Below are 13,730 nucleotides of genomic sequence, written 5' to 3' on the forward strand. Positions count from 1 at the left end.
CTATGATTAAAATAAGTTGTAATAAATGATAAGAAGAGGGGTATATGATGAATCCGAAAGTAATTGTTTATAAAAAGGTAGATAAGAAAGTACTGGATTTTATTGGAGAAAACTGTGAAATTGTTTATTTTGAAGGACTTGATTCAGGGAACTATTCCCAATTCTTATCTGAATTAAGAGATGCAGATGGGATTATGGGGTCTGGATTGAAAATTGATCAGGATTTATTAGAACAAGCGCCAAACTTGAAAATTGTCTGCAATGCCTCTGTTGGTTATGACAATTTGGATGTACAAGCATTAACAGAGCGCGGAATTATGGCAACCAACACACCGAAAGTATTAAATGAGACAGTTGCAGATACTGTTATGGGATTAATATTGTCCACTGCTAGAAGAATGCCGGAGTTAGATCACTGGGTAAAGTCTGGACATTGGAAATCAAATCTGGAAGAGAAATGGTTTGGTGTGGATGTTCATCATAAAGTATTAGGCATTATTGGAATGGGAGGAATTGGTTCCGCAGTAGCAAAGAGGGCGCATTTTGGATTTGGAATGGATATTATATATCATAATCGATCAATAAATATCGAAGCTGAACAAGCATTCGGGGCAACCTATTATTCTATAGATGACCTACTGGCTAAGTCTGACTTTGTTTGTTTAATGACGCCACTTACACCACAAACAGAGAAGATGATAGGTAAACGAGAATTTGCACGCATGAAGGATACAGCGATTTTTATCAATAGTTCGAGGGGGAAAACAGTCGACGAAGAAGCGTTAATTGATGCGCTCCAAACCGGCGAGATTCTTGCAGCAGGACTGGATGTTTATGTTGATGAGCCAATCAAATTAGATAATCCATTGCTGAATATGAAAAATGTTGTCACCTTACCGCATATCGGTTCAGCAACATATGAAACTAGATTTGACATGGCAATGTTAGCAGCTACTAATCTTGTCGTTGCATTGCAAGGAGAAGCACCACCGACGCTTTTAAATAGCGTTGTTAAATAAGATGGAAAATCTTTCGTAGCAGAAGATAGGTATAATTAGAAAATTAAGGTTGTCACCAAGCTTAGGTGGCAACCTTAGTTACACTTATTTGCAAAATAGAAATAATTTTATAATAAATAACTAGAATCAATTGACAGATAATTTTATTTGTCTTACAATATGATATATAAACAATTGAAAGATGTGAGAAGGGTGGTAGTTTAGTTGAATATGATGAAGAGAACATCTCCACAAGGGATATTGGGATTTCCAGTCACACCAATGGATGCAGAGGGGAATATTGATCTAGAAGCACTTGGGGAGAATATTGAATTTCTAATCAAAGAGGGCTTATCCGCAATTTTTGTGGCTTGTGGGGCAGGTGAATTCCATGCAATTAGCACAGAAGAATATCGAGCAATTGTAAAGGTTGGCGTTGAAAAGACAAATGGTAAGGTACCACTTTACACGGGAGTTGGCGGAAATATTAAACATGCGGTCGAACAAGCAGAAATATCAGCAGAACTTGGGGCAGAAGGATACTTGATTCTACCACCATACTTAATCGATCCTTCACAAGATGGTCTAAATCATTACCTGAGTACAATTATTCGTAGTACATCCCTAAATGCAATTGTATATCAGCGTGATAATTGCGTAATGGATTTGGAAACGCTTAGGAAATTATGTGAATATGAACAACTCGTTGGTTTTAAAGATGGGATTGGCAATATGGAACAAGTTATCGAATTTGCCAATGCAATTGGTGATAGACTTGAGTGGATTAATGGGATGCCACTTGCAGAAGTAACGATGCCAGCATATCTAAATATTGGCTATAAAACATATTCATCGGCAATATCAAATTATATCCCACATATTTCTGCACAATTCTTTGAAGCATTATTAAATGGCAATATGGAAAAAGTTTATGCACTACACAAAGATGTTATTTTACCAATTCATCGCATTCGGAGACAGAAGAAGGGATACGCTGTATCGCTAATTAAGGCAGGAATGCGTATTGTTGGCTTACCGGTTGAAACGAATGTAAGGGCTCCCATTGCGCCTGTTGAACCAAATCATTACGAATCATTAGAAGGTATTATTGAAACGGCTTTCAAAAAATACCCAGTTAAAACAACTGTAAATTAGGAGGTTATGATACTAATGGTGACAGAAACGGAAACGAAAGCAAAAACATACTTAAATTTTATCAATGGGGAATGGGCTTTATCGGATACGGGGAAAGTTGGCGAAAGTAAAAACCCGGCACAGAAAGATGAAATTGTTGGATATTATCAAGTATCGTCTATAGAGGATTTAAATCTAGCGGTTCAAGCAGCTAGTACTGCCAAGAAGTCTTGGCGTAAGCTTTCTGGAAACGCTAGAGGCGAATATCTATTTAAAGCTGCGTCAATTTTAGAAGAAAATCTTGACGATGTAGCGACTGCAATGACAAAGGAAATGGGGAAAACATTTGCAGAAGCAAAAGGCGAGACAGCACGTGGTGTCGCAATTCTGCGATATTATGCTGGGGAAGGATTGCGGGCGGTAGGTGATGTTATTCCTTCTAGCGATAGCGCAGCTTTAATGTATACGACACGTGTTCCATTAGGAGTTGTCGGCGTAATTACGCCATGGAACTTTCCTGTTGCAATTCCGCTTTGGAAAGTTGCTCCAGCACTTATTTACGGAAATACGGTCGTAATAAAGCCAGCGAGTGAAACGGTAATAACATGTGCTAAAATTATCGAATGCTTTGAGAAAGCTGGAATTCCAGAGGGCGTTGTCAACATGGTATCAGGAAGTGGCTCCGTAATTGGTCAGGGCCTAGCAGAACATCCTGAAGTTAATGGTATCACATTTACTGGTTCAAATGCTGTCGGCAAACAGTTAGGTCGTGCCGCATTTGACCGGGGCATCAAGTATCAGCTGGAAATGGGAGGAAAAAATCCTGTGATTGTTACAGATGACGCTGATCTTGATCTTGCGGTTGAGCAAACGATTAATGGGGCTTTAAAATCAACAGGGCAAAAGTGCACAGCGACGAGTCGGGTTATTGTCCAAAAGGGAATATATCAAGCATTTAAAGAGAAGCTTCTAGATGAGGTAGCGAAAATAACGGTTGGCGATGGCATGGATGCAGGTACTTGGATGGGACCTTCTATAAGTGAGCGTCAACTAAATACAGTGTTATCGTATATTGAAAAAGGTCAGGAAGAAGGTGCTACATTATTGATTGGTGGCAAGGTACCTGAATTGGAGCATTTAAATGGTTACTTTGTAGAACCAACCGTATTTGAGAATGTTACAAGAGATATGACAATTGCTAGAGAGGAAATCTTCGGACCTGTACTTGCACTTATGCAGGTGGAAACTGTAGAAGAAGCATTGGAGCTGGCTAATGATTCGGAATATGGGCTTAGTGCTTCGATTTTTACAACGAATATAAGCAATATGCTAGAATTTATTAATGAGATGGACGCAGGTCTTGTCAGAATAAATGCCGAAAGTGCTGGCGTGGAATTACAGGCTCCTTTTGGAGGAATGAAGCAATCAAGTTCACATTCGCGTGAACAAGGCAGGGCTGCAATCGAATTTTTTACATCGATTAAAACGGTATTTGTAAAATAGTGACAACAGGAGCAATACTTGTAAAAAGTATTGCTCCTCACTAAATCATAAGTAGAAGCTGAGGAGTGATTACGTGATAGGTTCAAAAATAGAAAGTAAGAAGATGACAACTCCTACAATTACAAAGATGCAAGTCATTCCTGTTGCAGGATATGATAGTATGCTTTTGAATTTAAGTGGTGCACATAGCCCATTTTTCACTAGAAATATTGTAATTCTTGAAGATAATAGTGGCAATATTGGCGTGGGGGAAGTTCCTGGCGGTGAAGCAATCCGCCGAACCCTGGAAGAATCGCAACCTTTTATTATTGGTGAATCAATTGGAAGGTATCATTCCATATTAAATCATGTTCGAAATAAATTTGCCTTTAAGGATGTTGCAGGACGCGGGAAGCAAACATTTGACTTACGAACAACAATCCACGTGGCCACAGCATTGGAAGCAGCATTACTTGATTTGCTGGGTAAACATTTGGGTGTACCTGTCGCTGAATTACTCGGCGAAGGGAAGCAACGTGATGCTGTCGATGTACTTGGATATTTATTCTATATTGGAGATAGAAAGAAAACAGATCTACCTTATTTAAATGATATCGATTCAAGTAATGGCTGGTTTCGATTAAGGCATGAGGAAGCATTAACACCAGATGCAATCGTTTCACTTGCAGAAGCGGCGTATGAGCGTTATGGATTTCAAGATTTTAAACTTAAGGGTGGGGTCCTTCGTGGGGAAGAAGAAATGGAGGCAGTCACCGCACTCGCCAAACGATTTCCAGATGCTAGAATAACATTGGACCCTAATGGGGCATGGTCATTAGCGGAAGCAATTGATCTTTGTAAAGGAAGAAATGATATCCTTGCATATGCTGAGGACCCATGTGGTGCCGAAGATGGTTACTCCTCAAGGGAAATAATGGCTGAATTCCGCCGGGCAACAGGGCTTCCTACTGCAACCAATATGATTGCAACAGATTGGCGGGAAATAGGGCATGCGATTCAATTACATGCAGTAGATATTCCATTAGCAGATCCTCATTTCTGGACTATGCAGGGTTCTGTACGGGTTGCGCAATTATGTCATGAATGGGGATTGACATGGGGATCCCATTCGAATAATCATTTTGATATTTCTTTAGCGATGTTTATCCATGTTGCGGCAGCTGCACCAGGAAAAATAACCGCAATCGATACACACTGGATCTGGCAGGATGGTCAGCGCTTAACAAAAGAACCATTACAGATTAAAGAAGGGAAAATTGAAGTCCCTAAAGTTCCAGGGCTAGGTGTAGAAGTTGATTTGGAGAAGATTGAGGAGGCTAATCAACTCTATATTAATCAAAAGCTTGGGGCACGAGATGATGCTGTTGGAATGCAATATTTGATTCCAGGATGGAAATTCGATAATAAACGTCCATGTCTAGTAAGATAAGCATTAAATGACACGAAGACCAGCGAATTCGTTGGTCTTTTAGTGTATAATCGAGTTAATTAGTGAATTACAGATAATATGGAATATTTTATGAAGGTGGGTATACAATTGAAACAAATTAAAATGGAGTCCGTGCGTAGGAATTCGTTATCACAGCAGGTATTAGATAATATTGTTTCCCTTTTAATAAACGGCGACCTTAAGCCTGGTGATAAATTGGAATCTGAGCTCACGTTAATGAAGCAGTTTGACGTAAGTAGACCTGTGTTACGGGAAGCATTAAGTTCATTAGAAACGATGGATATTATTACTAGGAAGCCTCGTGAGGGGACGTTCATTAATAATAAGGTAGGAGCAGATCCTTTCCAAGCAATGTTGGCAATCTCCATAAACAATATTCCAGCGATTATTGAGGCGAGGATGGCACTTGAAACAGGGCTTATTACACTAGCAGCCGAAAAGATTACAGAGCTTCAACTTGAAAAATTAAAAGAGACGATTCACGGTATTCAGGAAAATAAGGACCGAGATTATGGGGGATATGATAAGGAATTTCATCGAATCATTGCTTTTTGTGCAAATAACCCGATTGTTGAAGGGATGATCAGTTCGCTCCTACTCACCCATGAGAAGACGAATCGCCTAATCCTATTTCGAGAGCCTGAAATAACGATTGAGCACCATCAGGCAATCTATGAAGCGTTGGAAAAGAGAGATCCAATCGAATCATTTAATCAGATGTATAAACATTTAACTTATGTAAGGGATAAGATTTTATCTGGTTATGAAAAACAGCATTGAGGATGATATTTTGATTTAATAAGTTGTGTTATCCCTGAATGATGACTAGAATTCATGAAGTCATCATTCATTTTTATTATTTACTATCTAAATTATCTGAAATAATGCTATACTTAAAATATAAAAGTTTTTTAAATTTTCCCTCCCTATTGAAAGGATAGAATCGATTCATGAATGTACGAGAAAACAAACTTGAAAGTCAGCCGAAGTCAAGTCGATTCAGTAAGATTTGGATTGTACTACTGCTAGGATCGCTCACTGCTTTTGGACCATTATCAATGGATATGTATTTGCCTGCACTGCCAATTGTAACTGTTGACTTGCAAACGTCTGCATCGCTTGCACAATTGAGTTTAACTGCTTGTTTATTAGGACTCGCTGTTGGGCAACTTATCTTTGGACCATTAAGTGATATTCAAGGAAGGCGTCGTCCACTCGTATCAACATTGATAATTTATTCCGTTGCCTCGCTCCTATGTGCGTTTACACCAAATATTTGGGTGTTTATTGGCTTACGCTTTATCCAAGGTGTTTCTGGAGCAGCGGGGATTGTGATTGCCCGTGCGTCTGCACGGGATATGTACGATGGGAAAGATTTGACAAAATTCATTGCACTGCTCTCGCTTGTAAATGGTGCTGCACCAATTCTCGCCCCGATATTCGGTGGTGCTGTATTAAATTGGGTATCATGGCCAGCGGTATTCGTTATACTAAGTGTGATTGGACTCATTATGTTTCTATCGGTAATCTTTTTACTGCCGGAAACCTTGCCAGTCGAAAAGAGATCCGAGGCAAGCATTTTAGCAGTTTTTAAAACGTTTCGTGATCTATTGAAGGATCGTGTGTTCATGGGGATAGCACTTGCACAAGCTTTTATTTCGATGAGTATGTTTGCGTACATAGCAGGATCACCATTTGTCTTACAAAATATCTACGGGGTAACGCCACAGCAATTTTCGCTTATATTTGCAGCAAATGGTGTGGGGATTATTATTGCAGCCCAATTAACGAGCAAATTAGCGAGTAAAATGGATGAAGTAACCCTTTTATTAATAGGGATTACTATCTCTGTCATAGGTAGTATACTACTGCTTATTGTAGTACTGTTCACGCTTCCATTATTGGTCTTAATTCCTGCGTTATTTTTTCTAGTCTCAAGTGTAGGAATGGTTGGAACAGCGAGTTTTTCACTAGCCATGGAGAGGCAGGGGGAAGCAGCTGGAAGTGCTTCTGCATTTCTAGGTATCCTACCATTTGGTGGTGGTGCGCTTGTCTCACCGCTTGTTGGACTTGGTGGAGATTACTCTGCGTTTCCAATGGGAATTGTAATCATCGTTTGTAGTATGATGGCATTGTTAGTTTATTTTACAATGGTGAAATACAGAGTTTTATAATGAAATATATTGCAGGAAGTTAAAATTGAATTTCTTTCGAAAACAAGCATACCACTGGGAATAAAATTTTCCCCAGTGGTATTTCATTTGTTTCGTATTAATTGCCAGGAGGACGGTTCCTTTTGAATTTATTACTGTTCTTCATCTCGTTTAGCTCTTCTTTATTTTTGTTTTTTGTTTTTGTTTTCCCTTTTGCCACAGCAATTACCTCCTTTTTTCAATAGTCTCTCTCATTTCTTTGAAATAATGTAAGATTTCCATTTTCTATACTTTATCCTTTTCTTGGGTTATGTCTTGAAAGCTAACATCTAGTATTATTGATTGTAGAACTTAGAACTGTCACTATAATTTTTCAGTTTTTTATACAACAGAAGAGAAAAAGTTAACCAAGCATTACAAGAAATGAAAGATGATGGAAGTCTATTTAAAAATGCTATCCAGTTTTTCGATGAGGTTGCTTCAGATGAGTCTGATGTAGAAATGGAGGAATTAGAGAATATCGATGGCTTGGAATTGTAAACAATACTTGGAAATTTTGTATTTAGAATAAGCAATATATAAAGGTCGACTCCATTTAATGGAGTCGACCTTTAAAATCTAGTTTTCCTCTTCATTCCATCGTAATTTTGCTTCTTGTTTTATACTGCCAATATGCCCAGTTATTGCATTAGAAAATGTGGGGAAATCCCTGGATTTCATTGCTTCGTATAGCAGCCAGTGATCGCGATGCCGTTTTATCGTACTCTCCAAAGATGTCGAGTGAACGATACGGGATAAAGATACATGTGTATTTAGAGATGAAAACATTTCCTGTATTTTCTTGTTACCCGTCCACTCAATTAAACTAGAATGGAACTGCATATCTAATTTATTGTATTTTTCAAAATTAAAGGAAGTGTTTTCAAGTAAAAGATCCATTTTATTCACAATCTGTCCCCATTTTTCAATCTTTTCAATTGATACAGTCTGGATTATTTGATGTGCAGCCCATAATTCAATCATTAATCGAGCGTCCAGCACCTCAAGAAAATCGTAAAAATCTAATTCCGTTACATAGGTACCTTTACGAGGGATAATTTCAATCAATCCTTCATAAACAAGTTGATTTATTGCATCCTTAACAGGAGAGCGACTTACCCCGAATTCATCCGCTAATTTGTGAATATCCAATTTATCGCCTGGCTTATATTCAACAGTAATTATTTTGCTTCGCAGGATTTTATATACCTGGTCCGCTAAGAGAGAAGTTTCAATTTTAGACATGATTTATAATCCCCTTGTTATTGAATTCAATCATATATTGTGGATATATTTTCTTCAAGCTATGTATATCCATCATTATATAATGCTTTCGTTAAAAAGAAAACTAGTCTTGATTTAAGTTAGTAATTGAAGGTGTTAAAGTATTTGACAGCGGTTAATAAATAATGTATGGTTCTATTGTAACATGTGAAATGTTACATGTTAAATATTGATAAAGTAATTCCGTTCAGAAAGTTGTAATCAAACGAAGATGAATTGAAAAGTTTTAGAGCTAAAATAGATTGGTATCATTTTTCAATTTACCTTTACTAATGGATGAAAGGGATTACAGAATAAAGGGGAAATATGGGAGGATTAGGAAAATGAAAGCAATTAGAATTCCAGAGGCAAGTATTATTGAAACATTGGATGTTGCAGAGCCAATGATAGAGCGCGCAAACGATGTTAAAATAAAAGTAAAACGAGTAGGTATCTGTGGCTCAGATATGCATATTTATCATGGTACGAATCCACTAGCTACATATCCAAGAATTGTTGGTCATGAAGTTACAGGTGAAATCATTGAAATCGGTTCAAATGTAAATAAAGTGGCAGTAGGGGACCATGTGGTTGTTGAACCAATCAGTTACTGTGGTGAATGTTATGCATGCAAAAGCGGAAGACCGAATGTATGTAAGGAAGTTTCCGTGTTTGGCGTCCATGAAGATGGTGGCATGAGAGAGTTTGCAGTTCTTCCAGAGAGACAAGTGCATAAAGTAGATTCAGAGATTGATTGGGATGAAGCTGTAATGGCAGAACCATATACCATCGGGGCCCAAGCAACATGGAGAGGTAATGTTCAAGAGGGACAAACTGTATTTATCCAAGGTGCAGGACCAATTGGAATTACAGTATTGAAGATGGCGAAGCTACGTGGTGCGACGGTAATCATTTCTGATATAACAAACGAAAGACTGGCATTTGCTAAAGAAAGCGGTGCAGACTATATTATTAATCCTTCTGAAGTAGATGTGAAGGAAAGAATTAATGAAATTACGAATGATGAAGGTGCCAATGTTGTCATTGATGCTGTTGGTTTGCCACAAACCTTTGAATTAAGTGTTGATGTAGCATCACCAGCAGGAAATGTCGTAACATTAGGTTTCAATGCAACACCATCATCTATTGCGCTTATGCCAATTACGAAGAAAGAATTAACCATTACAGGTTCAAGACTCCAAACAAATCAATTTGGAACTGTAGTAGAATTAATTAATTCGAAAAAATTAACCCATGCAGGTCTTGTAACCCATCATTTCCATATAAGTGAAGCGAAGGAAGCATTTGAATTTATTGAGAAAAATCCTGATAAAGTAAGAAAAGCTGTTATTGAATTTGAGTAATTAGCAAAATAATAGTGAAATATTATTTTTAATAGAAGCTCGAATAAGGCAGTACTGGGGTTTCTATTAAAAATATATTTAGTATCTTAGATGAAATGGGAAGGTATGATGATAGACTAGGGTATTATCGTCCTATTTTGAGAGCGATTTCGCGGCTAATTGTAACCGCTATTATTAAAGGGTGGTTTTTAGTAGGTAAGAAAGATAGAAACCCACTAAAAGAATAAGTTTTCTAATGTAAGTTGATTGTTTACTAAGGGGAGAGAGAAAGTATGCCATTACTAATTGTTGCTTTAGGTGTTGTCGTATTACTAATCATGATAATGAACTTTAATATTAATACATTTATTTCTTTGGTTGTCGTGTCATTCCTTATTGCTTTAGCTTTAGGTATGCCTATCGGTGAAATTGTTGGTTCAATTGAAACTGGTATGGGAGGTACCCTCGGGGGGATTGCACTAGTCTTTGGTCTCGGTGCGATTCTTGGTAAGCTAATTGCTGATGCTGGCGGAGCGCAGCGCATTGCCATGACATTGATCGATAAATTCGGTGAAAAAAGAATCCAGTGGGCAGTCGTTGTTGTTGGGTTCGTTTTAGGGATTGCATTGTTCTTTGAAGTTGGTCTCGTATTATTGATTCCGATTATTTATCAAATTTCGAAACAATTAAAGATCCAGTTTCTATGGTTAGGTTTACCGATGGCAACCGCATTATCTGTTACACATGCATTCCTGCCACCACATCCAGGACCAACTGTTATCGCGCAGGAATATGGTGCAAACGTTGGGGTAGTATTGGTTTATGGGCTAATTATCGCAATTCCAACTCTGATAATATCAGGTCCGTTATTCGCAAAAGTTGCTAGAAAGTTTGTACCGTCAGCCTTCGAAAAAGAACCAACAGGAAGTATGGCGTCAATCGGTAAAGCAAAACAATTTAAACTTGAAGACACACCAAGCTTTGGTATCAGTGCATTTACTGCATTATTCCCAGTTATCTTGATGGGTGCTTCTACTATTTTAACGTTAATACAAGATTCTATGGGCATATCGGACAATCTTTTCTTCGACATCGTGGAAATGATTGGAGCACCAACAACGGTTATGTTGCTTTCGGTACTAGTTGCATTATATACAATGGGTGTTGCAAGGAAAATTCCAATGAAACAAATCATGCAATCAGCAGATAATGCGGTTGCTGCTATTGGGATGATGCTTTTAATTCTGGGTGCAGGGGGTGCTCTGAAGCAAGTGTTAATTGATGGTGGTGTTGGGGATTATGTTGCGCAAATATTTGAAGGTAGTACAATTTCGCCATTAATATTAGCGTGGTTGATTGCTGCATTACTAAGACTTGCGCAAGGGTCTGCAACTGTTGCAGCGTTAACAACAGCTGGTCTGGTCATCCCGATGATGGCTGGAACAGGAGTTAACGTAGAATTAATGGTGCTTGCAACGGGTGCAGGAAGTATTATTGCATCCCATGTAAATGACACTGGATTCTGGATTGTCAAAGAGTCCTTTGGATTAACGATGAAAGAAACATTCTCGACATGGACTGTATTGGAAACACTTATTTCTGTATGTGGTCTTGTGTTTGTGCTAATTTTAAGCTTTTTTGTTTAAAGTATTTAAAAAATGGCCTCCATTTCATTCGGGATAAATGGGGTCATTTTTTGGTAGTTTCTTATTCCAGCACAAGGTACTTGCACAGGACGTGGATATTCTCGGTAATTAAGTTATCCACAACATCCAAATTTGATAATTTCCTTAGCAATAAAAAAAGGATGCAAACGCATCCCAAGTACTGAATATTAATCATCCGTTATCCGATCGAGGAGGAAATATAGATAAGCTGATGATATGGTGCTGGCATTAAAATGAATTAATATCCAACAAATGCAGTTCCAACAATAATTAACAAGATAAATAGAACAACAATCAATGCAAATCCACTGTTACCATGACCTCCGTATTGTTCACTCATTTTGTCACCCCCATTTCTGTTTACCTTAGCAGTATATGAAGAAAATGTACCTTAGGAAGGGCAAGGAAACCATATATTCATATTATTTTTATTAAAAGCAAGAGATATTGCTGTATAAACTTATCTGGAATTCTTAATGAAGGAATTTGCTGTTTTATTATAGAAATAGTTAAACAGATACTAAAAACTATCTGTAAGGAGGTAGGCTATGAAAGAGCATCTTAACAATTATATAAATAACGAAGTGAAATTACGTGGCGCGTTAATTGGTATTAGTATTTATTCACAATCTTCAGGTGAAAAATATTATGAGCATTTAGGCGATACTCGATTGCATCCAGCATCAAATATGAAGCTATTCACCAGTGCAGCGGCATTAGCTGTTCTTGGTGAGGATTATACATTTTCAACGGAGATAAAAATGATAGGTTATCTTGATGGAGCAACATTAAAGGGCAATTTATACTTCATTGGAAAAGGTGACCCAACATTAGTACCATCTGCATTTACTAATCTTGCAAAACAATTACTTAAAAATGGAATAAAAAAAATTGAAGGAGATATTTTCGGTGATGACACGTGGTATGACGATAATCGGATTTCACCTGATTTAGTCTGGACAGATGAACAATATTATTATGGTGCACAAGTATCTGCATTATCAGCATCACCGAACGATGATTATGATACTAGTTCAATTATTGTAGAAGTTAAACCTGGAGAAACGATTGGTACTAAACCAGTGTATTCTATTTTTCCTAAAACAGATATTGTTAAGATTGAAAATAATGCAGTGACGGTAGAAGTAGCTTCTGAAGATGAGCTCATCATAACAAGAGATTACGGTTCAAACGTAATTCGTATCTTCGGAAATATTATGCTCGGATCAGAGAGCCAAAGGGAATTTATGTCCGTTCCAGCCCCATCATTGTACGCATTGGATCTTTTTAAACAAGCACTTGAAAAGGAAGGGGTCGTATGTGATGGAGAACTAAGACTTGGACAAGCCCCAGAAAATGCTTTGTTAATCCTCTCTCGTAAATCAATTCCATTATCCGAATTACTAATTCCATTTATGAAGCTTAGTAATAATGCACATGCAGAAATATTGGTTAAAGAAATGGGGAAAATAGTTTATGGAGAAGGAAGCTGGGAAAAGGGGATAGCAGTGATAAATCGGGAGTTAGTCAAATTTGGCATCAATATGGAAACCATCTTAATTAAGGATGGATCTGGAATCTCCCATAGTAATCTTATCCCGGCCAATGAGATTGCACATCTATTATTTGAAGTGCAGAAAAAGCCATGGTATTATATGTTTCTTGATGCGCTTCCTGTTTCAGGTGCAAAAGAGCGAATGATTGGTGGAACATTGCATGAAAGAATGCGGGGTAAATCCGTCAAAGCAAAAACAGGCACAATTGAAGGGGTCAGTACGCTTTCGGGTTATATGAAAACAGAAAATGGGACTGACTTGATATTTTCTATAATGATAAATAATTTATTGAACGAAGAGGATGGAAAATTAATCGAGGATGAGATTGTCGAAATCATTGACCGCTTTGGCTGATTGTTAAATTGGAAGATAATCAAATGATTTCTTCTGTCGTACTACTTTTACTGGCAAGTTTTCCTTAATAAATATTGACGTTATGTAAAGTTTCTTTATAAAAGGTAATCGTCATTGACTTTCTTTGTTGCTCGGGGTTAAAATGTTTACCATTGGAAAGAAATTAATGCAGTTACATACTGTTGGAATTTATTCCGAATATTGGGCGATAAAACTGTATCAAATGAACGATGGGTTAAAAATTGTACAGCAAAATTTCACTTTAATTTA

11 protein-coding genes are annotated in these 13,730 nt (G+C 37.6%); 9 read left to right on the forward strand and 2 right to left on the reverse strand.

Annotated elements, in window-relative coordinates:
- The first annotated feature begins 47 nt into the window (after window positions 1–47).
- The 6 genes from CWR48_RS12465 to CWR48_RS12490 all read left to right on the forward strand — a co-directional run bounded on the left by CWR48_RS12465 (window position 48) and on the right by CWR48_RS12490 (window position 7,259).
- Complete coding sequence (locus tag CWR48_RS12465) at window positions 48–1,019, forward strand: 2-hydroxyacid dehydrogenase (RefSeq protein ID WP_115773555.1); 972 nt, start codon at window positions 48–50, stop codon at window positions 1,017–1,019.
- A gap of 213 nt (window positions 1,020–1,232) precedes the next feature.
- Window positions 1,233–2,153: a 5-dehydro-4-deoxyglucarate dehydratase gene (gene kdgD / locus CWR48_RS12470; RefSeq protein ID WP_425453895.1), complete on the forward strand. Its 921-nt coding sequence runs from the start codon at window positions 1,233–1,235 to the stop codon at window positions 2,151–2,153.
- Window positions 2,154–2,168: 15 nt separating this feature from the next.
- Window positions 2,169–3,635 carry an alpha-ketoglutaric semialdehyde dehydrogenase GucD gene (gucD, locus tag CWR48_RS12475; RefSeq protein WP_115773556.1) on the forward strand — a complete coding sequence of 489 codons (1,467 nt, stop codon included), beginning with the start codon at window positions 2,169–2,171 and terminating at the stop codon, window positions 3,633–3,635.
- A 103-nt stretch (window positions 3,636–3,738) separates the two neighbouring features.
- Window positions 3,739–5,064: a glucarate dehydratase gene (gene gudD / locus CWR48_RS12480; RefSeq protein ID WP_115773699.1), complete on the forward strand. Its 1,326-nt coding sequence runs from the start codon at window positions 3,739–3,741 to the stop codon at window positions 5,062–5,064.
- 123 nt (window positions 5,065–5,187) lie between these two features.
- A complete protein-coding gene (locus CWR48_RS12485) occupies window positions 5,188–5,865 on the forward strand; it encodes a FadR/GntR family transcriptional regulator (RefSeq protein ID WP_425453896.1) in 678 nt (225 codons plus the stop codon).
- A gap of 170 nt (window positions 5,866–6,035) precedes the next feature.
- Window positions 6,036–7,259, forward strand: coding sequence for a multidrug effflux MFS transporter (locus CWR48_RS12490; RefSeq protein ID WP_115773558.1), 1,224 nt, complete (start codon window positions 6,036–6,038; stop codon window positions 7,257–7,259).
- Window positions 7,260–7,856: 597 nt separating this feature from the next.
- On the opposite strand, the gene CWR48_RS12495 is transcribed toward CWR48_RS12490, so the two are convergent.
- The gene (locus tag CWR48_RS12495; protein ID WP_115773559.1) at window positions 7,857–8,522 is read right to left on the reverse strand and encodes a GntR family transcriptional regulator; all 666 of its coding nucleotides are present in this window, start codon (window positions 8,520–8,522) and stop codon (window positions 7,857–7,859) included.
- A gap of 362 nt (window positions 8,523–8,884) precedes the next feature.
- Between CWR48_RS12495 and CWR48_RS12500 the strand changes: the two genes are divergently transcribed.
- Window positions 8,885–9,904 (forward strand): zinc-binding alcohol dehydrogenase family protein, encoded by a 1,020-nt coding sequence (locus tag CWR48_RS12500; RefSeq protein ID WP_115773560.1) that lies wholly within the window; start codon window positions 8,885–8,887, stop codon window positions 9,902–9,904.
- 272 nt (window positions 9,905–10,176) lie between these two features.
- Window positions 10,177–11,529, forward strand: coding sequence for a gluconate:H+ symporter (locus CWR48_RS12505; RefSeq protein WP_115773561.1), 1,353 nt, complete (start codon window positions 10,177–10,179; stop codon window positions 11,527–11,529).
- Window positions 11,530–11,788: 259 nt separating this feature from the next.
- On the opposite strand, the gene CWR48_RS12510 is transcribed toward CWR48_RS12505, so the two are convergent.
- On the reverse strand, window positions 11,789–11,890 hold the full coding sequence (locus CWR48_RS12510; protein WP_115773562.1) for a YjcZ family sporulation protein: 102 nt from the start codon (window positions 11,888–11,890) through the stop codon (window positions 11,789–11,791).
- Window positions 11,891–12,098: 208 nt separating this feature from the next.
- On the opposite strand from CWR48_RS12510, the gene dacB reads away from it, so the two are divergent.
- Complete coding sequence (dacB, locus tag CWR48_RS12515; RefSeq protein WP_115773563.1) at window positions 12,099–13,460, forward strand: D-alanyl-D-alanine carboxypeptidase/D-alanyl-D-alanine endopeptidase; 1,362 nt, start codon at window positions 12,099–12,101, stop codon at window positions 13,458–13,460.
- Window positions 13,461–13,730: the final 270 nt, after the last annotated feature.

Origin of the sequence: Oceanobacillus arenosus, from assembly GCF_003369575.1 — a bacterium.
Lineage (GTDB): Bacteria > Bacillota > Bacilli > Bacillales > Amphibacillaceae > Oceanobacillus > Oceanobacillus arenosus.